Below are 22,565 nucleotides of genomic sequence, written 5' to 3' on the forward strand. Positions count from 1 at the left end.
CACCTCGACGGATGACGCAGTGCCTGGTTCGAGGTGATGTCCGACCCTGAGGTGGTGGTGTTTCACCTCGACCCGGGCTGAGGCCCGCTGAGGCCGAACCGGTGAGGCCGCGCGGCCGAACGGCCGGGCCACGGCCTGTTCCGCCGCGGATCGGCGCGCCCCGTGGCTATCCTGCGAACGGCAGGGGTGCCGACCGTCGACGGGGATCACACGTGAGCAGGACCGAGGGCGCCTACGAGGGCTGGTCGCGCCGTCCGCGGACGGGGGCGGCCTCGCTCGACCACCGCCTCGGCATCGCGGTCTACGTCGCCGAGCCCGGCCCGGTCGGCGAGTGGCTGCACGTCAGCCCCGCGATCGAGGAGATCCTCGGCGTCCCCCCGGCCGCGCTCATCGAGGACCGTGACCTCTGGCTCACCCTGATCCACCCCGAGGACCGCGACGACCTCATGGGCACCGAGGTCGAGCTCGAGCTCGACACCCGGGTCCGCCAGCAGTACCGCGTCCTGCGTCCCGACGGCCGGGTCGTCTGGCTCCTCGACGACGCGGTCTTCGCCCGCTCGGGCGACGGCCAGGCGGTCATGGACGGCTACCTCGTCGACGTCACCCACCAGCGCCGGGCCGAGCGGATGCTCGCGGCCCAGGCGATGATCGTCGAGCGCCTCGCCGGCGCGGGCTCCCTCGGCGAGGTCGTCGCCGACCTGCCCACGGCCGCCATCGCCGCCACCTCCGCCGTCGCCTGCACGCTGGAGGTCGACGGCCTCCCGCCGCGCGTCGCCCTGCGCTCCGACGTCGATGCCGTCCCCTCGCACGGGAGGTCCTCCGACGCCGAGATCCACACCGACGACGGCACCCGCGGAGGACGCGTCGTCCTCACCTACCCGCCGGGCGTCGACCCGCCCGCCGACGAGCTCGACGTCCCGGCCTGGGCGGCGGGCCTGGTCGCCCTCGCCCTGACCCGCATCGCCGAGCGCGAGCGGGCGGTCACCTCCTTCGCCCTGCTCACCGCCACCCTCGAGTCCACGGTCGACGGCATCCTCGTCGTCGACCGCGAGGGCCGGATCGCCGGCCACAACGCCCGCTTCGTCTCGATGTGGGGGCTCGACCCGGCGCTGCTGGCCGCGGGGGACGACGCGAAGGTCATCGCCTCCGTCCTCGGGCAGCTCCGCGAGCCGGACTCCTTCCTCGACTCCGTGCGCGCCCTCTACGACAGCCCCGAGGAGACGAGCTTCGACGAGCTGCTCTTCGTCGACGGGCGGGTCTTCGAGCGCTACTCCCAGCCGCAGTGGGTCGACGGCGAGGCCGTGGGGCGGGTGTGGAGCTTCCGCGACGTCACCGAGAACCGCCGCCTGCAGGACGAGGTGCGCGAGCGCGAGGCCAACCTCGACCGCATGGTCGACCAGGTGAGCGACTACTCCATCGTCAACCTCGACCCCGAGGGCCGGGTCGTCACCTGGAACCGGGGCGCCGCGCGCATCAAGCACTACACCGAGGCCGAGATCATCGGCCAGGACCTCGCCGTGTTCTTCCCCGAGAGCGAGGACGAGCGCGAGTCCGGCCGTGCGGCAGGGCTGCTCAAGCGCGCCGTCGACGAGGGCCGCGCGCGCGACGACGGCTGGTGCCTGCGCCGCGACGGCGACCAGTTCTGGGCGACCACCGTGCTCACCGCGCTCCTCGACGACGACGGCGTGCTGCGCGGTTTCGGCCTCGTCATGCAGGACACCACCGAGCGGCACGCGGCCCAGCAGGCGCTCGAGCGCCGCGCCCGCACCCTCGCCGTCCTCGGCACCATCGCCACGGTCGCGAACTCCGCCACCTCCATCGGCGACGCCCTCGATGCCGCCCTGGTCGCCGTGTGCGACCACGGTCGTTGGGAGGTCGCGCACGTCTACCTCGTCGACGACGTCACGGGCGAGCTGCGCCACCACGTCTGGCACGTCGGGGTGGAGGTCGACCGGAGCACCTTCTCCGAGCTGATCGCCGAGACCGGGGCCGTCGCAGCCGACGACCTCGCCATGCCGGCCCACGTCCTCACCGCGCGGCGCACCGTCTGGGTCCAGGACCTGCCCGAGCCCACGACCCCCCTCGAGGAGACCGCCCGCCGGGCCGGGGTCGTCTCGGTGAGCGGCGTACCGGTGCTCGTCGGGTCGGAGCCCGCCGGGGTGCTGGAGTTCTACAGCACCGTGCGCCACCCCTACGACAACGACGCTGAGCTCGTCATGCGCCACCTGGGCGCGCAGCTGGCCCGCGTCGTCGAGCGTGAGCGGGCCGAGCGCCACTCCGCCGCCCTGGCCCGGGAGGTCTCGCGGCTCTCCGGTGACGTCGAGGGGACCCTGAACTACCCCGAGATCTGAGGACGTGCGCCGCCTCGCGCGGGCCGCGCCCGCCGACGCGTGTCCACAGAGAACACACAGCGGGAACACCGGAGCCCACCTGCACGTCTAGTCTGTTGACACGTGCGGTGGACCCACCGCCCCAGAACCACACGGAGGAACAGTGGCCACCAACCCGGCCTTCAACCGCCTCGAGAAGGACGCCCAGGGCGGCTACGCGGGATTCCGCTCCGGCCAGGCCGCCCCGGCGGTGCCGGCGCAGGACGCGATGTCCGCGCAGCAGCTCCAGGACCTGTACAACCGCGACTCCGCCACCCCGGTGCAGACCGACCGCGTGACCATGGACGACGTCGTGATGAAGACCCTCGGGCTCTTCGCGATCGTCCTCGTCCTCGGCGCCGTCGGCTGGGGCGTCGCCACCGCCAACCCGGGCCTGGGCTTCATGCTCCTGCTCGCCGGCATGGTCGGCACCCTGGTGCTCGGCCTCGTCATCGCCTTCAAGAAGACCCTCAGCGTGCCGCTCATCATCGGCTACGCCGTGGTCGAGGGCCTGTTCGTCGGGGCGGTCAGCCAGGTGTTCGAGCGCCTGTACCCCGGCGTCGTCGCCACCGCGGTGCTCGCCACCGGCTCCACCTTCGCCGGCATGTTCCTCGCCTACCGCTTCGGCCTGATCAAGGTCACCGCCAAGTTCCGCCGGATCATGACGATGATGATCTTCGGCTACGCGATCTTCGCGATCATCAACGTCATCTTCGCCTTCGCCACCGGCACCCGGTTCGGCATCGGCGGCAGCGGGATGCTCGGCATCGGCATCTCCCTCTTCGCCGTCGGCCTGGCGTCGTTCTCCCTGGCGCTCGACTTCGACTCCATCGAGTACGCGATCCGCTCGGGGGCACCGCAGAAGTACTCGTGGCTCCTCGCGCACGGCCTCATCGTCACCCTCGTGTGGCTCTACATCGAGTTCCTGCGCCTCTTCGCCCGCCTGCGCGATTGACCTCGCCCGACCGCACCGACCCCGCCGGGACAGGCTCGCCTGCCCCGGCGGTGTCGTCTGCCCCGCCGGTCGACGTCGTCCCGGAGGACGCGCGCCGCGAGCTCGAGCGTGTCCGGACCCGCTGGTCGCAGCTCTCGCTCGACCGCGCCGAGGCCGCGCTGCCGCTCGTGCAGGCGGTCGTCGAGGCCGTGGCGGCGCGCACCTCCGACCGCGAGGTGCCCGAGGTCGGAGCGCCCGTGGTCATCGACCAGCTCGCGGTCGTCGTGTGGGACGCCTGCGCCGCCGGCCGGGGTGAGGGGCTCGCCGACGCACTCGCCCAGCTCCGCCGAGACCTCCCCTAGACCCCCGCCCCGCGCGGGGAGTGGTGGGGTCGGTCAGGTGAGGCGCTCGACGATGATCGCCATGCCCTGGCCACCGCCGACGCACATCGTCTCCAGGCCGTAGCGCCCGTCGCGGGCGTCGAGGCCGTTGAGCAGCGTGGTCATGATCCGCGTGCCGGTGGAGCCGAAGGGGTGGCCCAGCGCGATGGCGCCGCCGTGCACGTTGAGCTTCTCCGGGTCCATCCCGAGGTCGTCGGCGCTCGGCAGGACCTGCGCGGCGAAGGCCTCGTTGATCTCGTAGAGGTCGATGTCGTCGATGCCCAGCCCGGCGCGCGACAGCGCCTGCCGCGAGGCCTCGACCGGCCCGAGCCCCATGACCTCCGGCGACAGCCCCGACACCCCCGTCGACACGATGCGCGCCAGCGGCGTGAGGCCGAGCGCCTCGGCCCGTGCGTCGCTCATCACGACGACAGCGGAGGCGCCGTCGTTGAGGGGGCAGCAGTTGCCCGCCGTGACCGTGCCGTCGGCGCGGAAGACGGGGGTGAGGCCCTCCACGGCCTCGAGGGTGACCCCGGCGCGCGGGCCGTCGTCCGTCGACACCACGGTGCCGTCGCCGAGGGTGACCGGCAGGATCTCGCGGGCGAAGAACCCGTCGGCGATGGCCTTCTCGGCGCGGTTCTGGCTCAGCACGCCCCACTCGTCCTGGCGGCGCCGCGAGACGCCCCGCGAGGTGGCGACGTTCTCGGCGGTCTGCCCCATCGAGAGGTAGACGTCGGGCAGGAGGCCGCGCTCGCGCGGGTCGGTCCACGTGGTGTTGGCCGCGGCCATCTCGGCACTGCGGTCGGCGGCGTCGGCGAACAGCGGGTTCTGGGTGTCGCCCTCGCTGCCCCCGGCGCCGGCGAAGCTCGTGTACTGCGACACGCACTCGACGCCACCGACGACGAACGCCTCGCCCTCACCGGCCTTGATGGCGTGGAAGGCCATCCGCATCGTCTGGGTCGAGCTGGCGCAGAAGCGGTTGATCGTCGCGGCGGGCAGGCGGTCGAGCCCGGCGAGCACGGCGATGACGCGGGCCATGTTCGAACCGTGCTTCCCCGACGGGTCGGCGCAGCCCCAGTAGAGGTCGTCGACGCTCTCCGGGTCGAGCTGGGGGACCTGGTCGAGCAGGCCGCGGACGACCTGCACCGAGAGGTCGTCGGGCCGGATGCCCTTGAGCGAGCCCTTGAAGGCGCGGCCGATGGGGGTGCGGGCGGTGGCGACGATGACGGCCTCGGGCACGGGGTCCTCCTGAGATCGGGGCGGCGCGCGACCACCACGGGCCGCTGAGCGCTCGCTCACTGGTGCCGCCAGCCTAGGCGCGCGCCCGGCCCCCGGCACGGCCCGCAGGGTGTGGGCTCGGTCTCGCCGCAGCCGTCCCGTGACAGGGGGTGTGCTCCGGCGGCAAGAGGGACAGGATGGGATCCATGGACACCACGCGCAGCCGGGCCACGTCAGGGTCGCCGTACGAGGGCAGCGTGGGGTTCTCCCGCGCGGTCCGCGTCGGCCAGCACATCGCGGTCTCCGGGACCGCTCCGATCAACGACGACGGGCACGTCTCCCGCGACCCGGGGCAGCAGGCCCGGCGGTGCTGGGAGATCGCCCTCGGCGCGCTCGCCGAGCTCGGCGGGAGCCCGGAGGACGTCATCCGCACCCGCCACTACATCACCGACCTCGACGTCGTCGACGCCGTGTCGAGCGTGCACGGCGAGATCTTCGGGACCATCCGACCGGCCTCCACGATGGTGCGCGTCGCCGGGCTCGTCGACGAGCGGTGGCGGGTGGAGGTCGAGCTCGAGGCGATCGTCGCCGGCTGAGCCGCCGTGGCCCGGGCCTCGTGCCCGGGCCGTTCCATCTCGGGCCTCAGGCCTCAGGCGTCGGCGGTGTCGGGGCTCTGCGCCGGCTGCTCCACCCGGACGTCGGCGGCGGGCGGCAGGTCGTGCGGGCGGCGGTGCAGGAGCACGGCCCAGCGGCCGCGCGGGCCGCGGCTCTGCCCGGCGATCTGGGTGGGGGCGACCTCGGTGCCGGCCTCGCGCACGGCCTGGCCGGCGGCCACGGCCACGGGCCCCACGCTCTCGCCGCGGCGCGGCTCCGGCGGGCGGTCGTCGGTGCCCCAGACCCCGAGCGCGGCGCACACGCTCGGCAGCAGGGCCGACGCGACCCGGGCGTAGCCCGCCGCGGAGGGGTGGAAGCGGTCCTTGCTGAACATCACCTGGGGGGAGCGGGCGAACTCGGGGCCGATGAGGTCGCCGAGGGAGACGGTGCGCCCGCCGGCCTCGACGACGGCGACGGTCTGGGCGGCGGCGAGGTCACGCGACCAGCGCTGGAGCAGCGAGCGCAGCGGCTGGCGGATCGGGACGATCGTGCCGAGGTCCGGGCAGGTGCCGACGACGACCTCGGAGCCCAGGGCGCGGCTGCGCCGGACGACGAGCTCGAGGGAGCGCACCGCGGCCGAGCGCTCGATGCGGTGGGTCACGTCGTTGGCCCCGACCATCACGAGGACGACGTCGGGGTGCAGGACGTCCTCGAGGGCGGTGGCGAGCTGGCGCTCGAGGTCGCTGGACTCGGCGCCCACGACCGCGCGGTTGGTGAGGCGAACGCGCCGGCCGGTGAGCGCCGCGACGCCGCTCGCGATGATGCCGCCGACGGTCTCGTGGGGGTGCTCGGCGCCCATCCCCGCGGCCGAGCTGTCGCCGAGGACGACGATGTCGTAGGGCTCGCCGCTGCCGGCGCCGTACAGGCCGTCGTCGTCGGGGGAGTCGTCGAAGGGGGTGCCGATGACGCGGCGCGCCAGCGCGGCCTCCGCCTTGATGACGCCCCAGGCCGCCGCACCCAGGGCCGCACCGGCCGCAGCGATCCCCGTACCACCGTAGGCAGCGGTGGCCGCGATGTTGCGGGCTCGGCGTGCACGTCCCATGGGTGGCTCGGCTCCTCTCACCGGGGGTCTCCCACGGTAACCCCGTGCCGCCGGCGTTCGTTCCGGGCCCCCGTCGGGTCGGGCCGCTCGGCCGATCCGGTGTGGCCGCCCGGCCGACCCCGATCCGCCCTACGGTGGGCGCATGGACGTCGTCGTGGGTGCCCGGGGGTCGGTGGAGCGGGTGGTGGGGGAGGACGACACGGCGGCGGCGCTGGGGTCGGGGTCGCTCGCGGTGCTCGGCACGCCGCGCCTGCTGGCGTGGTGCGAGGCCGCCACCTGCGCGGCGGTCGAGGCCGGGCTGGGCGAGGGGGAGACCAGCGTCGGCGTGCGGGTCGAGCTCGACCACCTCGCGGCCAGCGCGGTCGCGACGGCGGTGGTGGTCCGGGCCGAGGTGACGGCCACCGAGGGCCGGCGCGTCGTCCTCGACGTGGAGGCCCGTGACGGTGGCGGCACCGTGGTGGGGCGCGGCACGGTCGAGCGGGTCGTCGTCGACGCCGACCGCTTCCTCGCCCGCCTCGGCTAGCGCGGCTTGCGGGCCTGCAGGGTGAAGCTGAGCGGCAGCCGCTCGGCGTGCTCGGTGAGCGACCACTCGCCGAGCTCGGGCTCGCGCACCATCCGGCCGGGGAGGGCGTCCCACGGGATGCTGCGGTGCTCGACGAGCCCGGTGACCTCGAGGCCGCGGGCGAGCAGCGCCGTCACCGTCTCGCCGAGGCCGTGGTTCCAGGAGATGGCACGGTTGTTCGCGAACTCGACCTCGGTGTCGACGTAGGTGCCCGGCTCCTCGTCGTCCCAGGGCTCGGCCTCCTCGAAGTAGGCGTAGCCCAGGGTGAGGACGTCGGTGCGCGCGTCGTCGACGGCCCACATCATCGGGTGGCCCTCGCGCACGAAGAGGCGGCCGCCCGGGGCGAGGAGGTCGTCGACGACCCCGGCCCAGCGGTCGATGTCGGGCAGCCAGCACAGCGCGCCGATGCCGGTGTAGACGAGGTCGAAGGTGCGTCCCGCCAGCGCCTCGGGGGCGGAGTAGGTGTCGGCCTCCACGTAGTCGATGGCGGCGCCGACCTCGGCCGCGAGGCGCCGGGCCTGCTCGAGCGACGCGGGCGAGAGGTCGAGGCCCGTCATCCGCGCGCCGAGCCGGGCCAGGCTGAGGGTGTCGGTGCCGATGTGGCACTGGAGGTGGATGCCGGTGAGCCCCGAGACGTCGCCGAGCAGGGGGAGGTCGAAGCGGACGACGCCACTGAGGAAGTCCGGGTCGGTGACGAAGCGGTCGAAGCCGTAGTCGGCGCTGGCCGCGTGGGCCGGTGCGCGCTCGTCCCAGTTGGCCCGGTTCACGGCGAGGTAGTCGTCCATGGCGCCATCGTGGCGCAGGCGGTGGCGCGGGCGCCTCCGGATTCCCCGGCGGGGCGGGCTCCGGCGCCGTGACAGGATGGGCGGCGTGAAGTATGCGGAGCACATCGTGGACCTGGTCGGCAACACCCCGCTCGTGCGGCTGAACTCGGTGACGGAGGGGATCGGGGCCACCGTCCTGGCCAAGATCGAGTACCTCAACCCGGGCGGGTCCGTGAAGGACCGCATCGCGCTGAAGATGGTCGAGGCGGCCGAGGCGTCCGGCGCGCTCAAGCCGGGCGGCGTCATCGTCGAGCCCACGTCGGGCAACACCGGCGTCGGCCTGGCCCTGGTCGCCCAGCGCAAGGGCTACTCGTGCATCTTCGTGTGCCCGGACAAGGTCTCGGAGGACAAGCGCAACGTCCTCAAGGCGTACGGCGCGGAGGTCGTGGTCTGCCCGACCGCCGTCGAGCCCGACCACCCGGACTCCTACTACTCCACCTCCGACCGGCTCGTCCGCGAGACGCCGCTGGCCTGGAAGCCCGACCAGTACTCGAACCCCAACGGCCCCCTGTCGCACTACGAGACCACCGGCCCGGAGATCTGGGCCGACACCGACGGGCGGATCACCCACTTCGTCACCGGTGCCGGCACCGGAGGCACCATCTCCGGCGCGGGTCGCTACCTGCGCGAGGCCTCCGCCGACCGGGCGACCGGGCGCGTGCAGGTCGTCGCCGCCGACCCCGAGGGCTCGGTCTACAGCGGTGGCACCGGGCGCCCGTACCTCGTCGAGGGCGTCGGCGAGGACTTCTGGCCCTCCGCCTACGACCCGAACCAGGTCGACCAGGTCGTCCCGGTCTCCGACGCCGAGTCCTTCGAGATGACGCGCCGCCTCGCCCGCGAGGAGGGCCTGCTCGTCGGCGGCTCCTGCGGGATGGCCGTCGTCGCGGCGCTGCAGGTCGCGCGCGAGCTGCCCGATGACGCGGTCGTCGTCGTCCTGCTGCCCGACTCCGGGCGTGGCTACCTCTCCAAGATCTTCAACGACGACTGGATGCGCTCCTACGGCTTCCTGCACAGCGAGGCCGAGACCCGTGTGGGCGACGTCCTGCACGCCAAGGCCGGCGACATCCCCGCGCTCGTCCACACGCACCCGAGCGAGACCCTGCGCGACGCCATCGAGATCCTGCGCGAGTACGGCGTCTCGCAGATGCCCGTCGTCAAGGCCGAGCCCCCCGTGATGTCGGGCGAGGTCGCCGGTGCGGTGTCCGAGCGCGACCTCCTCGAGGCGCTGTTCACCGGCAAGGCGCACCTCGCCGACTCGGTCGCCGAGCACATGAGCCCCGGCCTGCCCCTCGTCGGGGCCGGCGAGCCGGTGGCCACCGCGCGGCACGAGCTCGAGTCGTCCGACGCGGTGCTCGTCATCGAGGACGGCAAGCCCGTCGGTGTCCTCACCCGCGCCGACCTGCTCTCCTTCCTCACCGACTGACCCGCTGGGTGCCTCGAGCCGGGCTGACCTCTGGCTGGTTCGAGGTAATCGGGCGGCGTGGGATGCGGGCGGAACACCTCGAACGGGTGGTGGGCGCGCGGTCGGGGGAGACTGGGGGCGTGGAGCGACCACGGTGGGAGAGCCCCGTCGAGCGGGCGATCCGGGAGGCGCAGGAGCGCGGCGAGTTCGACGACCTCCCCGGCGCCGGCCGGCCCCTGCCCCTTGGTGACCCCGACGGGCCCGAGGACCCGCTGTGGTGGGTGCGCAAGAAGCTCGCGGCCGAGCAGCTCGACCTCTCCGCCGCTATGCCGCCCGCGCTCGCGATGCGCAAGGAGGCCGCCGGCTACCCCGAGTCGCTCCTCGACCTGCGTACCGAGGACGCCGTCCGCGCCGTGCTCGACGACTTCAACCGCCGGGTCCGCCGCGACCGGCTGCGCCCACCCGACCCGGGGATGCCCCAGCTCCTCGCCCCCACCGTCGACGTCGACGCGATGGTGGCGCGCTGGCGCGACCTGCGAGCAGCCTCACAACTCCCGGAGGTTGACCCGCCGGTAACAACGGGAGAGGCTCGACCGCGACGTCGATGGTGGCGCCGCCGCCGATGACCCGAGGAGCGACCAGCAGCCGATGAGCGACTTCCCCCACCTGCTGGCCCCGCTCGACCTCGGCCACGTCACCCTGCCCAACCGCGTCATCATGGGCTCGATGCACGTGGGCCTGGAGGACCGCGCCCGCGACTACCCCAAGCTCGCCGCCTACCTCGCCGAGCGGGTGCGCGGCGGCGTCGGGCTCGTCGTCACCGGGGGCTTCGCCCCGAACGTCGAGGGCCAGCTGTACCCCCTGGCCTCGATGCTCACGACCCGCCGCGCGGCCCGCAGCCACCGCGTCGTCACCGACGCCGTCCACGACGCCGGCGGCCTCGTCGCGATGCAGCTGCTCCACGCCGGCCGCTACGCCTTCACGCCCTGGTGCGTCGCGCCCTCGGCCATCAAGAGCCCGATCAGCAGGTTCACCCCGCGCGCCCTGTCCGACCGGGGCGTCCTGCGCCAGGTCCGCGACTTCGCCCGCGCCGCACGCCTGGCCAAGGAGGCCGGCTACGACGGTGTCGAGGTCATGGGCTCCGAGGGCTACCTGGTCAACCAGTTCCTCACGCCGAGGACGAACCACCGCACCGACCGCTGGGGCGGCACGCCCGAGAACCGACGCCGCTTCGCCGTCGAGACGGTCAAGGCCGTCCGCGCGGCAGTGGGCCCGGACTTCCTCGTCATCTACCGCATCTCGGTGCTCGACCTCGTCGAGGACGGCCAGACCTGGGACGAGGTCGTCGCCCTCGCCCGGGAGGTGCAGGCCGCCGGGGCCAGCGTCCTCAACCTCGGCATCGGATGGCACGAGGCGCGCGTCCCCACGATCGTCACCTCCGTGCCCCGGGCGGCGTTCGCCGGGTACGCGGGACGCCTCAAGGAGCACGTGGACATCCCCGTGGTGGCGACGAACCGGATCAACCTGCCCCACGTGGCCGAGGAGGTCCTCGCCGGCGGCGGCGCCGACCTCGTCTCCCTCGCCCGCCCCTTCCTCGCCGACCCCGACTGGGTCCGCAAGGCCGCCGAGGGCCGCGCCGACGAGATCAACGCCTGCATCGCCTGCAACCAGGCCTGCCTGGACCACACCTTCGTCAAGAAGCGGGCCACCTGCATGGTCAACCCGCGCGCCGGATACGAGACCGAGCTCGTCATCGGGCCGACCCGCACCAGCAAGCGGGTGGCCGTGGTCGGCGCCGGACCCGCGGGCCTCGCCGCCGCCACGACCCTGGCCGAGCGCGGCCACCGGGTCGAGCTGTTCGAGGCGCGCGACCACGTGGGCGGCCAGTTCGACATCGCCATGCGGATCCCCGGCAAGGAGGAGTTCGCCGAGACGGTCCGGTGGTTCACCCGGCGCCTGGAGATCACCGGCGTCACGGTGCACCTGGGTCGGCGGGTCACGGCCGACGAGCTCGCCGGGGCTGGGTTCGACGAGGTGGTCCTGGCCACCGGGGTCGAGCCGCGCGTGCCCGCGATCCCGGGTGTCGACCACCCCAGCGTCGTCACCTACGCCGACCTCGTCCGCGGCGAGCGGGTCGCGGGGGAGCGGGTCGCCGTCATCGGGGCGGGCGGCATCGGGGTGGACGTCAGCGAGTTCCTCACCACCGAGCACTCCCCGACCCTCGATGCGGACGCCTGGCGCGAGGAGTGGGGCGTCGGCGACCCGGCGCTGACGCGGGGCGGCGTGACGCGGCCGCGGCCCGGGGCCAGCCCGCGGCAGGTCGTCCTCCTCCAGCGCAAGACCACCTCCATCGGTCGCGGTCTGGGCCGCACGACCGGCTGGGTGCACCGGGCGGCCCTCAAGGCCAAGGGCGTCGAGCACGTCACCGGGGTCACCGAGTACGTGCGCATCGACGACGACGGCCTGCACGTCCGGCTGGGCACGGCCGAGGGCGGGAGCGCCAGCGGCAGCGAGGAGCGCACCTTCGCCGTCGACACCGTCGTGCTCTGCGCCGGCCAGGAGTCGGTGCGCGGCCTCGTCGACGAGCTCGCCGCCCTCGGCGTCACCACCCACGTCGTGGGGGGCGCCGACGTCGCCGCCGAGCTCGACGCGAAGCGCGCCATCCGCCAGGAACCGAGCTCGCAGCGGCCCTCTGAGGCCGTCCGCCACCATCCACGACATGACGAAGGGCCCCGCCGGTGTCGGCGGGGCCCTTCGTCACGCACCTACGGAATCCGCGGGCCTGCGTGCTCAGCCGAGGGCGGCGCGACGTCGGTCTGCGCGGGGAGGTTCGCGACCCCGACCGGGCAGGTCAGCCCGTTGGGGCCGTGGTTGCAGTAGCCGTTGGGGTTCTTGTGCAGGTACTGCTGGTGGTAGTCCTCGGCGTACCAGAACGGGCCGGCCTCGGAGGCCGGTGCGAGCGTCGTCGTGATGTCGCCGCGTCCCGCCTCGGTGAGCACGCCCTGGAAGGCCGAGCGCGTCGCCCGGGCCGCGGCCTCCTGGCCGGGGGTGGTCCAGAAGATCGCCGACCGGTAGGCCGTGCCGAGGTCGTTGCCCTGGCGGTTGCCCTGCGTGGGGTCGTGGTTCTCCCAGAAGGCCTTGAGCAGGAGCTCGGGGGTGGTGACGGTCGGGTCGTAGGCGACGAGGACGGCCTCCGCGTGCCCGGTGCGCCCGGTGCACGTCTCCTCGTAGGTGGGGTTGGCGGTGAACCCGCCCATGTAGCCCGCGGCGGTGGTCACGACGCCGGGGAGCTTCCAGAAGATGCGCTCGACCCCCCAGAAGCAGCCCATGGCCACGTAGAGGACCTCGGTGCCCTGCGGCCAAGGCCCTTCGAGGGGCGTGCCGAGCACCTCGTGGGTGCTCGGGACGTGGAACACGCGGTGCTCGCGGCCGGGAAGGGCCTCTTCACGCGTGGGGAGGGTCGTCTTGGCACGGGATCCGAAGAGCATGCTGCTCCAAACAGTCGATGTGGTGTGGATATTCCCAGGACAACGGGTGGTTCCGAAGGTCGTTGAAACGTGGAGCATCGACCGTTCGGCCACTGAGGTCAATCGAAGGTCTGACTTTCGTAAAGAAAGAGTAAAGAACCGACGGATTCTCTTTACCTTCGTCTTACCCACACAAGGCGCAGGGGCGAGACGTGAGGGACCTTCGAGGAACAGGACGAGTTCGATGCCCACAGCAGTCTCCCGCCGCCACCTGGTGGCCGCCACCGCGTGGTCCGTGCCGGTGATCCTCGTCGGCCAGCCCGCCTCCGCCGCCTCCTGCTCGACCGCCGGCTACACGGTCTACACGCCGACGCTCACCGTCTCGAGCACCGTGCAGAAGAAGACCGTCAACGGCCACACCCTCGGCACGATGACCTTCACGGTGCGCAACGACGGCACCCTGTCGCTGCCCACCGGGACCGTCTACTCGGTGGTCTTCGAGGTCACCAAGGCCCCGGGCAACGCCGCGAAGAACGTCACCGTCACCCCGCAGGGGGCACCGAGCGGCCTCTCGCGCACCCCGAGCACCCCGACGTCGATGAACCCCGACGGTGGCTCGATGGGCGTCAAGAGCTTCACGGCCACGCTGGCCCTCACCTTCCCCCTCGGCCCCGGCGAGTCGCTCGACCAGGTGTGGGACGTCGACAGCGAGACCGGCATCGGCGCGACCCACGTGACGATGACCGGCACCAACGGCGGCTACGGCTCCGACCAGTGCGCCGTGACCGGCCCCGGCGGGGACTCGGCCAAGGGCGGCGACTGGGGCAGCAGCGACCCCGACTGACCACGACCTCCGTGCGGGGACGGGCTCAAGGGGCCGCCCCCCACGGTCGCCGGGCCGGGTGGACACGGCGCACGCCGCTCCATCCGGGCACCCGGACCCCCGCGAGGGGGTGCACCACCAGCACCACCACACAGCTTTCCGGAAGACCCGCGCTGGGGGCGGGCCGACGTACCGGTGACACGAAACAACTGAAGAACGACCGAGGTCGCGACCCCCGCTGGGGGCGGGTCCCGACGAACGGTCCCGCGAGCAGGGGCGGGGTGGGTGGGCGACAGGGGCCCGGCCACCTCGTCCCGCCGGCACCGCGCCGAGAGGCGCGCACGGGGAGCGGGGTGGAGGGGTCGCAGGGGCCCGGCCACCCCGCTCCTTCGCACGTCCTACGCTGGCGTCCATGACCTTCGACCACCTCGGCTTCAGCTCCCGTGCGATCCACGCCGGCCAGGAGCCCGACCCCACGACCGGTGCCGTCGTGCCGCCCATCCACCAGGTGAGCACGTACAAGCAGGACGGCATCGGCGGACTGCGCGGCGGGTACGAGTACTCCCGCTCGGCCAACCCCACCCGCACCGCGCTCGAGGAGTGCATTGCGGCCCTCGAGGGCGGCGAGCGCGGCTTCGCCTTCGCCAGCGGGCTCGCGGGCGAGGACACCGTCATCCGGGCCCTGCTCGCGCCGGGCGACCACGTCGTCGTCCCGTCCGACGCCTACGGCGGCACCTACCGGCTGTTCAACAAGGTCGCGAAGCCGTGGGGGGTCGAGCACTCGATCGCCACCGTCGCCGACGTCGAGTCGGTGCGCGCGGCCATCCGCCCCGAGACGCGGATGGTGTGGGTCGAGACCCCGACCAACCCCCTGCTCGGCATCGCCGACATCGAGGCCATCGCCGCCGTCACCCACGAGGCGGGCGCCCTCCTCGTCGTCGACAACACCTTCGCCTCGCCGTACCTCCAGCAGCCGATCGCGCTGGGGGCCGACGTCGTCGTGCACTCCACGACGAAGTACGCCGGCGGGCACAGCGACGTCGTCGGGGGCGCCGTCGTCGTCGCCAAGGGGGCCACCACGCGTGACGGCGAGTCCGTCTCCGAGCGGGTCGCCTTCCACCAGAACTCGATGGGCGCGGTGGCCGGCCCATTCGACGCGTGGCTCGTGCTGCGCGGCCTGAAGACCCTCGCGGTCCGGATGGAGCGGCACTGCGACAACGCCGAGAAGGTCGTCGAGTTCCTGCTCAGCCACCCCGGCGTCACGGCGGTGCACTACCCGGGGCTGCCGGACCACCCGAACCACGACGTCGCCGCGCGGCAGATGGCGCGCTTCGGCGGCATGGTGGCGTTCCGGGTCAAGGGTGGCGAGGACGTCGCCACGAAGGTGTGCGCGGAGACCCAGCTGTGGATCCTCGGCGAGTCCCTCGGTGGCGTCGAGTCGCTCATCGAGCACCCCGGTCGGATGACGCACGCCTCCGTCGCCGGCACCGAGCTCGAGGTGCCGGGCGACCTCATCCGGCTCTCGGTCGGCATCGAGGACGCCGAGGACCTCGTCGACGACCTGCGCCAGGCGCTCGACCGGCTCACCTGACCGGCGTGCCGCTCGTCCTCTGCGTCGACGTCGGGTCGACGTTCACCAAGGCGGTGCTCGTCGACGGCTCCTCCGGTGCCGTCCTCGCCGCGGCGAGCCACCCGACGACCGTCGCGACCGACGTCATGGACGGCGTCGACGCCGTGCGCGCCGAGGTCGCCCCGCACGGGGAGCCGGACGAGGTGCTCGTCTGCTCCAGCGCGGGCGGCGGGCTGCGCCTGGCGGTCGTGGGGTACGAGCGGGCGGTCACGGCCGAGGCCGGCCACCGGGTGGGCCTGTCGGCGGGGGCCAAGGTCGTCCACGTGGCGGCGGGTCCGATGACCGGGGCGGACGTCACCGCGCTCCGTGCGGCCGCTCCCGACCTCGTCCTGCTCGTCGGCGGCACCGACGGGGGCAACGCCGACGTCCTGCTCCACAACGCCGAACGGCTGGCGAAGGCGCGGGTCGCTGCCCCGGTCGTCGTCGCGGGCAACGCCGACGCGGCACCGCAGGTCGCTGCCCTCCTCGCCTCCACCGGGCGCCGCTTCGTCGTCACCGACAACGTGCTGCCGCACATCGGCGTCGTGGCACCGGAGGCCGCGCGAGCCGCCATCCGCGAGGCCTTCCTCACCCACGTCATCGGTGGCAAGGGGCTGTCGCGCGGGCGCGGGTTCGCCGAGCTCGTGCGCGCCGCCACCCCCGACGCCGTGCTCCGGGGCGTGGAGGTGCTCGCCGACGCGGCCGACGGCGACCTGCTCGTCGTCGACGTCGGCGGCGCGACCACCGACGTCTACTCCGTCATCACCCCCCAGGGCGAGGACGCGACGATCCACCGGGAGGTCGTCGGCACGCTCTGGCACGCCCGCACCGTGGAGGCCGACCTCGGGATGCGGTGGACCGCCACCGGCGTCGTCGAGGCCGCGGCGCGCGAGCGGCTCGACGTCGCACCGGCCACGGTGGCCCACGCGGCCGCGGTGTCCGCCGACACCGGGCGCCTCGCCGTCAGCCAGGCCGACTGGGCCGCCGAGGAGGAGGTGGCCTCGACCGCCGCCGTCGTCGCCGCCCGCCGCCACGGTCGGCCGCCCCATCCGTCGGAGCGGCCCCGGCCGCTGGCCGACGTCGTGCTCGTCGTCGGCTCGGGCGGGGTGCTGCGGCACGCCCCGGACGGCCTCGCCGACCGGGTCCTCGCGCGCGTCGCGGGGGACCACGGCGGGGGGTGGCGGGTGCCGGAGGCGGCGCGGCGCCGGGTGGACGCCGTCTACGTGCTGTTCGCGGTGGGCCTGCTCGCCGACGGCCACCCGGAGGCGGCCGCGGCCCTGGCGGGCTCCCTGGTGGGGGACCTGCCGGCGACCTGACCGGTCAGAGGGCCCGGACGCGGTTGTTGCGGGCCTCGTGGGTGAGCTCGACCAGTCCCAGCGCCTCGAGCAGTGGCGGGAGGTACATGCCGAAGCGGCCGCGATAGCCGTTGCGCAGGCCGTACCAGCCGCCGACCGGGTTGTCGTCGGCGCGGCCCCAGGCCTCGACGGTGCCCGGCGCAGCGGGCTTCTTCTCGTCGGCGGCGCCGAGGTCGACCCAGTCGCCCTGCTCGACGAGCCACGCGTGGAGGTCCTCCACGGCGCTGAGGTGGTACTTCAGGGTGGTGCTGCCGACCTGGCAGACGAGCACGGGAGGGTCGGCGTCGGGGTCGCGGTGCATCGTGTAGCCCGAGCTGCCGGGGGCGGTGGTGAGCACCCACGGGTCCGCGGCGGTGCCGGTGCCCTGCGTCATGGTCGTCTCCTTCGGTGCTGCACAGGTGCGGCGCGTCCGGGCGGGCGCGGCCGCTCGCAGCAGCATGGCACGCGGTGGCGACACGCGGAACGGGCGGAAAACGGTGTGACGCCCGTCAGTGCCGCCGCCTAGCGTGGGGCCCATGACACCACCAGCCATCGAGGCCGTCGACCTCGTCAAGCGCTTCGGCGACTTCACCGCGGTCGACGGGGTCAGCTTCACCGTGCCCGAGGGGTCGGTCTTCTCCATGCTCGGTCCCAACGGCGCCGGCAAGACGACGACCGTGCGGATGATGACGACCCTGTCCCGTCCGACCTCCGGCACCGCCCGCGTCGCCGGGTTCGACGTCGTCCGCGACGCCGACGCCGTGCGGCACCGGATGGGCCTGACGGCCCAGTCGGCCACCGTCGACGAGCTGCTCACCGGCCGCGAGAACCTGCGCCTCGTCGGCGACCTCTACGGCCTGCCGAAGGCGAACGTCCGGCGCCAGGCCGACGAGCTGCTCGAGCGGTTCTCGCTCGCCGAGGCCGCCGACAAGGTCGTCAAGGACTACTCCGGGGGCATGCGCCGTCGGCTCGACCTCGCGGCCAGCCTCGTCGCCACGCCGCCGGTGCTCTTCCTCGACGAGCCCACCACCGGCCTCGACCCGCGCAGCCGGGTCGAGCTCTGGGGTGTCCTGCGCGACCTCGTGCGCGACGGCACCACGCTCTTCCTCACCACCCAGTACCTCGACGAGGCCGACCAGCTCGCCGACCGCATCGTCGTCGTCGACCACGGCAAGGTCATCGCCGACGGCACCCCGCTCGAGCTCAAGGACCAGTCGGGCCGGGCCAGCCTCGTCATCGCGGTCAGCCGCCCCGACGAGGTCGAGCGCGCCGCCGAGATCGTCCGCGCCGAGGTCTCCGACCTCCACGTCGACCGCGACAGCCGGCGGATGACCGCCCCGGCCGAGGGGGTCGGTGCGCTCACCCGCATCGCCGCCCGCCTCGACGAGGCCGGCATCGAGCTCGACGACATCGGCCTCCAGCGGCCCAGCCTCGACGACGTCTTCCTCTCCCTCACCGGCCACCGCGCCGAGGAGCCGACCACCGAGCCCGAGGGCTCCCGCCCGAGCGAGGTCCCCGCATGAGCACGACCACCACCACCGGGGGCTCGACCTTCACCCCCACCCACCCGAGCGAGCGCGGGGCCTCGCCGCTGCGCCAGGTCACCGCGCTCGTGCGCCGCAACCTCTCGCACATCAAGCGCCAGCCCGAGATGCTCACCGACGTCACCATCCAGCCCGTGATGTTCGTGCTCCTGTTCGCGTACGTCTTCGGCGGGTCCATCACGGTCCCGGGCGTCGACTACAAGGAGTGGCTCCTGCCCGGGATCATGGCCCAGACGATGACGTTCAGCGCCTTCATCGTCGCCATCGGGCTCAACACCGACATCGGCAAGGGCATCGTCGACCGCTTCCGCTCGCTGCCCATCGGGCGGTCCTCGGTCGTCGTGGCCCGCAGTATCTCCAGCGTCATCCACTCGATGATCGGCATCGTCGTCATGTCGCTGACCGGCCTGTTCATCGGCTGGGGCGTCAACGACGGCATCCTGCGTGGCCTGGCCGGGTACGCGCTGCTCGTGCTCTTCGGGTTCGCGATGATCTGGATCGGCATCCTCGTGGGATCGGCGCTGCGGTCGGTGGAGGCGGTGCAGGGCGTCATGTTCACCACCGTCTTCCCCATCACGTTCCTGTCCAACGCGTTCGCGCGCACCGAGCCGATGCCCGACTGGCTGCGCTTCCTCGCCGAGTGGAACCCGATCAGCGCGCTGGTCCAGGCGCTGCGCGAGCTGTGGGGCAACGACGGCGGCTTCCCCGCGCCCGTCGACGCCGCCCTCCCGCTCCAGCACCCGGTCCTCACGACGATCATCTGGTCGGTCGGCCTGTCCGCCCTGCTCGCGCCGCTGGCCGTGCGCGCCTTCGTGCGGCGCACCACCGACTGAGCACGGCGCCCGCCACGCCGAGGGGCGGCGGTGGACGTGAAGTGGTCCTCGGGCCGGTCGTGCCGCATCATGGTCCGGGGCGCGGGCCGAGGGGGTCCGACGGAACGCGATGCACGAGGACACAGCATGAGACGGCGCACGAAGGTGCTGCTCACCGCAGCGGTGGCAGCTCCCCTGGTGATCGGGGGGACGGGCACGGCCTACGCCGCCCACTTCCAGTCACGGGCCCTGCCGGGGAGCATCGTCGGCGGGGTGTCCGTCGCCGGCCTCAGCCGGGCCGAGGTCGCGCAGGCCGTGCGCGAGCGCGCAGCCGGCGTCACCGTGACCGTGACCAGCGGGGACTCCACCCGTCAGGCGCACCTCGCCGACCTCGGCGCGACCGTCGACGTCGACGCCACCGTCGACGCCGTGTTCGCCGCGAACCGGTCGTGGTCCGCCTACGCCACCTCGCTCGTCTCCCCGCGGGAGGTCGACGCCGTGGTGTCCACCGACGCGGTCGCCCGCGCACGGGTCGTCGCCGACCTCGTGGGCGGTGACGGGCTCGCGAAGGATGCCCGGGTCGTCCTGGCGAAGGACAAGCGCTCCTTCGTCGTGACCCCCGCGGCTCCCGGTCGGGCCGTGGTGCCCGAGAGCTTCCAGGACGTCGTCTCAGCGGCTGCCCGTGACCTCGAGTCCGCGACGGCGACGGTCCGCTTCACACAGGCCGAGGCCATGGTGTCGACCGAGGCCGCGCAGGCGGCCGCCGACCGGGCCAACGCGCTGGTGAGCCGCACCGTCGCCGTGTCCGACGGCGACGACACGCACACCGCGTCCGCGAAGGTGAAGGCCTCGTGGGTCAGCATCCCGTCGACCGACGGCCTGCTCGGGACCCCGACCGTCGACGCTGCGAAGGTCACCTCGTGGGTCTCCGCACAGGCGAAGGCCGCCGCGATCGAGGTCCGCACAGGGCTGCGCTACCGCGACCGCGCCGGGACGGTGCGACTCGTGCGCACCGAGGCGCGCGACGGCCGCACCGTGAAGAACACGGGCGAGGTCGTCGAGGCCGTGGTCGCCGGTGCGGCGTACTCGGGCCGGTTCGCCTACGCGACCCAGAAGGCCACGTGGGACGAGAAGCGGATCGCGGCCGGCGCCGAGAACCTGGCCTACCCCGCGGCCGAGGGGGAGAAGTGGGTCGACGTCGACCTCGGCGCCCACACCATCTCCGCCTACGTCGGAGCCGAGAAGGTCTACGGACCGGTGAAGATGGTCAACGGGTCCGACGTGAAGCCGACGGTCGTCGGGACCTTCGCCGTCTACCACAAGAACGTCACGCAGACGATGCGCGGGAGCAACGCCGACGGCTCGCGGTACGAGACCCCGGACGTGCCGTGGATCTCGTACTTCCACCGCGGGTTCGCCCTGCACGGCGCCCCGTGGCGCTCGACGTTCGGCTACGCCGGGGAGCGCGGGTCGCACGGCTGCATCAACCTGCCCGTGCCCGTGGCGAAGTGGTTCTACGACTTCGCCACCATCGGCACGGTCGTCACCACGCACCACTGACCGGTCGGCGTCCCGCGGCTCCGCCGTGGTTGCATGAGCGCATGTCCGCCGTGCGCTTCGTCGACGTGTTCTCCACGACCCCGTTCCGCGGGAACGCCCTCGCGGTGGTCCACGACGCCGACGGCCTCACCGACGACGACATGCTCGCCGTCGCCCGGTGGACCAACCTGTCGGAGACGACGTTCCTCTGCGCACCGACGCAGGAGGGCGCCGACTACCGCGTCCGGATCTGGACCATCGGCGGCGAGCTGCCGTTCGCCGGCCACCCGACCCTGGGCAGCGCCCACGCCTGGCTCGAGGCCGGTGGGGTCCCCGCGCGGGAGGGCGTCGTCGTCCAGGAGTGCGCCGCGGGCCTGGTCGAGGTCCGCCGCCGCGAGCACCTGGCCTTCGCCGCCCCACCGCTGACCCGGTCCGGCCCGGTCGACGCCGACGAGGTCGCCCGCGTGGTGGCCGCCCTCCGCCTGCAGCCCGGTGACGTCCTCGAGGCCGCCTGGGTCGACAACGGACCCGGGTGGCTCGGCCTGCTCCTGCGCTCGCCCGAGGTGGTCCTGGCCGCCGACCCCGACCGCTCGGCCTGCGCCGGGATGAAGCTGGGCCTGGCCGCCGCGTACCCCGAGGGGTCGCGCGCCGACGGCGTCGGGCTGGAGGTGCGCGCCTTCTACTCCGACGGCCGCGACTACGGCGAGGACCCCGTGACCGGCAGCCTCAACGCCGGCCTGGCGCAGTGGCTCGTGCCCGCCGGCCACCTGCCGCCGGTCTACACCGCGGCCCAGGGCACCGTCATCGGGCGCGAGGGCCGGGTCCACGTGACCGTCGAGGACGGCACCACCTGGGTCGCCGGCGCCACCCGCACCCTCGTCACCGGCACCCTGACCGCCTGACACGGCGACGGCCCGGTCCCCTCGTGAGGGGACCGGGCCGTCGGGCCGTGCGGGAGAGCGCTCGGCTCAGCCGTCGTAGGGCGTGGTCGCCAGGACCTTGACCTCGACCTGCTTGCCGTTGGGCGCCTCGAAGGAGACGGTGTCGCCGACCTTCGCGCCGTTGACGGCGGCGCCGATGGGCGACTTCTCCGAGTAGACCTGCATCGTGTCGTCGGTGATCTCGCGCGAGCCGAGGAGGAAGGTCTCCTCGTCGCCGAACATGTCGACGGTGACGACCATGCCGGGCTCGACGACGCCGTCGTCGGCCGGGGTCTCGCCGATGACGGCGGTCTCGAGGAGCTGGGTCAGCTGGCGGATGCGGGCCTCCATCTTGCCCTGCTCCTCCTTGGCGGCGTGGTAGCCACCGTTCTCCTTGAGGTCACCCTCCTCGCGGGCCGCCTCGATCTTCTTCGCGATCTCGGTGCGACCCGGGCCGGAGAGCTCGTCGAGCTCGCCCTTGAGGCGGTCGAAGGCCGCCTGGGTGAGGAAGCTCGCCTGGTTGGCGGTGTCGGTCACGTCTGTACTCCTGGATCAGGGGGAGGCGGTCGGCCCCGGTGTCGGGTCACCGCCGCCGTGCTACGGCAACGGGCCCGGGTCCCATGGCTGCCGTGTCGGCATCATGCTTCGGGACCCAGACCCGAGGTGCGGAACGACCGAGTCTACCAACTTGGCCCCGTGTGTCACATTCGTCCTCCAGATCCCACCCGGCGTCAGGGTGCCGGCGCCACGCGGGTGCACGAGTCCACGACGCCCGTGACGGCGCGCACGCTGGTGCGCACCCGGACCTCGCGGTGCACGGCGGTGCCTCCCGTGGCGGGGACCGCGTCCTCCACCGTGCCGACCCGTGCCTTCGTCGTGTCGAGGGCGTCGACCCGGCAGGTCACGGCGGTGCCCTCGGGCCGGTGCAGGTCGTACTCGACGACGACGACCGCGTCGGACTCCACGCGGTAGCCCGTGACCTCCGGGCGCACCGAACCGACCGTGGAGGCCAGCCCGAACCAGACGGAGAACGCGACGCCGATGAGGACGCCGACCGTGCCGACGACCCACCACCGGGTCGTGCCGGGCGCGGGGCGGGGGAGCGGCATGGTGGTCCTCGTCGGGGCTGGTC

22 protein-coding genes are annotated in these 22,565 nt (G+C 73.5%); 15 read left to right on the forward strand and 7 right to left on the reverse strand.

Annotated elements, in window-relative coordinates; genetic code table 11:
- Positions 1 to 212 precede the first annotated feature (212 nt).
- The 3 genes from ACFLFB_RS04780 (at position 213) to ACFLFB_RS04790 (ending at position 3,665) form a co-directional block, all read left to right on the forward strand.
- The gene (locus tag ACFLFB_RS04780; protein WP_392544561.1) at positions 213 to 2,351 is read left to right on the forward strand and encodes a PAS domain S-box protein; all 2,139 of its coding nucleotides are present in this window, start codon (positions 213 to 215) and stop codon (positions 2,349 to 2,351) included.
- Positions 2,352 to 2,493: 142 nt separating this feature from the next.
- The gene (locus ACFLFB_RS04785) at positions 2,494 to 3,324 is read left to right on the forward strand and encodes a Bax inhibitor-1/YccA family protein (RefSeq protein ID WP_392544562.1); all 831 of its coding nucleotides are present in this window, start codon (positions 2,494 to 2,496) and stop codon (positions 3,322 to 3,324) included.
- A gap of 50 nt (positions 3,325 to 3,374) precedes the next feature.
- Positions 3,375 to 3,665: a hypothetical protein gene (locus tag ACFLFB_RS04790; protein ID WP_392544563.1), complete on the forward strand. Its 291-nt coding sequence runs from the start codon at positions 3,375 to 3,377 to the stop codon at positions 3,663 to 3,665.
- 33 nt (positions 3,666 to 3,698) lie between these two features.
- Here ACFLFB_RS04790 and ACFLFB_RS04795 read toward each other — a convergent pair whose 3' ends face one another.
- Complete coding sequence (locus ACFLFB_RS04795) at positions 3,699 to 4,922, reverse strand: acetyl-CoA C-acetyltransferase (RefSeq protein ID WP_392544564.1); 1,224 nt, start codon at positions 4,920 to 4,922, stop codon at positions 3,699 to 3,701.
- Positions 4,923 to 5,107: 185 nt separating this feature from the next.
- Between ACFLFB_RS04795 and ACFLFB_RS04800 the strand changes: the two genes are divergently transcribed.
- Positions 5,108 to 5,497, forward strand: a complete 390-nt coding sequence (locus ACFLFB_RS04800) for a RidA family protein (protein WP_392544565.1) — start codon at positions 5,108 to 5,110, stop codon at positions 5,495 to 5,497.
- A 53-nt stretch (positions 5,498 to 5,550) separates the two neighbouring features.
- Here the strand turns inward: ACFLFB_RS04800 and ACFLFB_RS04805 are convergent, their stop codons facing one another.
- Positions 5,551 to 6,597 carry an SGNH/GDSL hydrolase family protein gene (locus ACFLFB_RS04805; protein WP_392544566.1) on the reverse strand — a complete coding sequence of 349 codons (1,047 nt, stop codon included), beginning with the start codon at positions 6,595 to 6,597 and terminating at the stop codon, positions 5,551 to 5,553.
- 142 nt (positions 6,598 to 6,739) lie between these two features.
- Here ACFLFB_RS04805 and ACFLFB_RS04810 point away from each other — a divergent pair, with 142 nt between their 5' ends.
- Positions 6,740 to 7,120: a thioesterase family protein gene (locus tag ACFLFB_RS04810; RefSeq protein WP_392544567.1), complete on the forward strand. Its 381-nt coding sequence runs from the start codon at positions 6,740 to 6,742 to the stop codon at positions 7,118 to 7,120.
- On the opposite strand, the gene ACFLFB_RS04815 is transcribed toward ACFLFB_RS04810, so the two are convergent.
- The gene (locus ACFLFB_RS04815; RefSeq protein ID WP_392544568.1) at positions 7,117 to 7,944 is read right to left on the reverse strand and encodes a class I SAM-dependent methyltransferase; all 828 of its coding nucleotides are present in this window, start codon (positions 7,942 to 7,944) and stop codon (positions 7,117 to 7,119) included. The genes ACFLFB_RS04810 and ACFLFB_RS04815 overlap by 4 nt on opposite strands.
- 85 nt (positions 7,945 to 8,029) lie before the next feature.
- On the opposite strand from ACFLFB_RS04815, the gene ACFLFB_RS04820 reads away from it, so the two are divergent.
- The 3 genes from ACFLFB_RS04820 to ACFLFB_RS04830 all read left to right on the forward strand — a co-directional run bounded on the left by ACFLFB_RS04820 (position 8,030) and on the right by ACFLFB_RS04830 (position 12,265).
- Positions 8,030 to 9,406 (forward strand): cystathionine beta-synthase, encoded by a 1,377-nt coding sequence (locus ACFLFB_RS04820; protein WP_392544569.1) that lies wholly within the window; start codon positions 8,030 to 8,032, stop codon positions 9,404 to 9,406.
- 119 nt (positions 9,407 to 9,525) lie between these two features.
- A complete protein-coding gene (locus tag ACFLFB_RS04825) occupies positions 9,526 to 10,011 on the forward strand; it encodes a DUF1992 domain-containing protein (RefSeq protein ID WP_392544570.1) in 486 nt (161 codons plus the stop codon).
- Positions 10,012 to 10,033: 22 nt separating this feature from the next.
- Positions 10,034 to 12,265, forward strand: a complete 2,232-nt coding sequence (locus tag ACFLFB_RS04830; RefSeq protein WP_392544571.1) for an FAD-dependent oxidoreductase — start codon at positions 10,034 to 10,036, stop codon at positions 12,263 to 12,265.
- Here the strand turns inward: ACFLFB_RS04830 and msrA are convergent.
- Positions 12,151 to 12,873 (reverse strand): peptide-methionine (S)-S-oxide reductase MsrA, encoded by a 723-nt coding sequence (msrA, locus tag ACFLFB_RS04835; protein ID WP_392544572.1) that lies wholly within the window; start codon positions 12,871 to 12,873, stop codon positions 12,151 to 12,153. The genes ACFLFB_RS04830 and msrA overlap by 115 nt on opposite strands.
- A gap of 223 nt (positions 12,874 to 13,096) precedes the next feature.
- Here msrA and ACFLFB_RS04840 point away from each other — a divergent pair, with 223 nt between their 5' ends.
- The 3 genes from ACFLFB_RS04840 to ACFLFB_RS04850 all read left to right on the forward strand — a co-directional run bounded on the left by ACFLFB_RS04840 (position 13,097) and on the right by ACFLFB_RS04850 (position 16,600).
- Positions 13,097 to 13,696: a hypothetical protein gene (locus tag ACFLFB_RS04840; protein WP_392544573.1), complete on the forward strand. Its 600-nt coding sequence runs from the start codon at positions 13,097 to 13,099 to the stop codon at positions 13,694 to 13,696.
- 391 nt (positions 13,697 to 14,087) lie between these two features.
- Positions 14,088 to 15,266 carry a cystathionine gamma-synthase gene (locus ACFLFB_RS04845; RefSeq protein ID WP_392544574.1) on the forward strand — a complete coding sequence of 393 codons (1,179 nt, stop codon included), beginning with the start codon at positions 14,088 to 14,090 and terminating at the stop codon, positions 15,264 to 15,266.
- Between the two features lie 5 nt (positions 15,267 to 15,271).
- Complete coding sequence (locus ACFLFB_RS04850) at positions 15,272 to 16,600, forward strand: glutamate mutase L (RefSeq protein ID WP_392544575.1); 1,329 nt, start codon at positions 15,272 to 15,274, stop codon at positions 16,598 to 16,600.
- Between the two features lie 4 nt (positions 16,601 to 16,604).
- On the opposite strand, the gene ACFLFB_RS04855 is transcribed toward ACFLFB_RS04850, so the two are convergent.
- A complete protein-coding gene (locus tag ACFLFB_RS04855; protein WP_392544576.1) occupies positions 16,605 to 17,012 on the reverse strand; it encodes a DUF6855 family protein in 408 nt (135 codons plus the stop codon).
- A 142-nt stretch (positions 17,013 to 17,154) separates the two neighbouring features.
- Here ACFLFB_RS04855 and ACFLFB_RS04860 point away from each other — a divergent pair, with 142 nt between their 5' ends.
- The 4 genes from ACFLFB_RS04860 to ACFLFB_RS04875 all read left to right on the forward strand — a co-directional run bounded on the left by ACFLFB_RS04860 (position 17,155) and on the right by ACFLFB_RS04875 (position 21,415).
- A complete protein-coding gene (locus ACFLFB_RS04860) occupies positions 17,155 to 18,141 on the forward strand; it encodes an ATP-binding cassette domain-containing protein (RefSeq protein WP_392544577.1) in 987 nt (328 codons plus the stop codon).
- A complete protein-coding gene (locus tag ACFLFB_RS04865) occupies positions 18,138 to 18,995 on the forward strand; it encodes an ABC transporter permease (protein ID WP_392544578.1) in 858 nt (285 codons plus the stop codon). The genes ACFLFB_RS04860 and ACFLFB_RS04865 overlap by 4 nt, the downstream gene beginning before the upstream one ends.
- 126 nt (positions 18,996 to 19,121) lie before the next feature.
- On the forward strand, positions 19,122 to 20,534 hold the full coding sequence (locus tag ACFLFB_RS04870) for a L,D-transpeptidase family protein (protein WP_392544579.1): 1,413 nt from the start codon (positions 19,122 to 19,124) through the stop codon (positions 20,532 to 20,534).
- Between the two features lie 41 nt (positions 20,535 to 20,575).
- Positions 20,576 to 21,415, forward strand: coding sequence for a PhzF family phenazine biosynthesis protein (locus tag ACFLFB_RS04875; protein ID WP_392544580.1), 840 nt, complete (start codon positions 20,576 to 20,578; stop codon positions 21,413 to 21,415).
- Between the two features lie 66 nt (positions 21,416 to 21,481).
- Here ACFLFB_RS04875 and greA read toward each other — a convergent pair whose 3' ends face one another.
- Both greA and ACFLFB_RS04885 read right to left on the reverse strand, forming a co-directional pair.
- Entirely contained in the window at positions 21,482 to 21,970 is a 489-nt protein-coding gene (gene greA / locus ACFLFB_RS04880; RefSeq protein ID WP_392544581.1) for a transcription elongation factor GreA, read from the reverse strand.
- A 194-nt stretch (positions 21,971 to 22,164) separates the two neighbouring features.
- Positions 22,165 to 22,542, reverse strand: a complete 378-nt coding sequence (locus tag ACFLFB_RS04885) for a DUF4307 domain-containing protein (RefSeq protein WP_392544582.1) — start codon at positions 22,540 to 22,542, stop codon at positions 22,165 to 22,167.
- Positions 22,543 to 22,565: the final 23 nt, after the last annotated feature.

The organism is Oryzobacter telluris, assembly GCF_043099285.1.
Taxonomy (GTDB): Bacteria; Actinomycetota; Actinomycetes; order Actinomycetales; family Dermatophilaceae; genus Oryzobacter; species Oryzobacter telluris.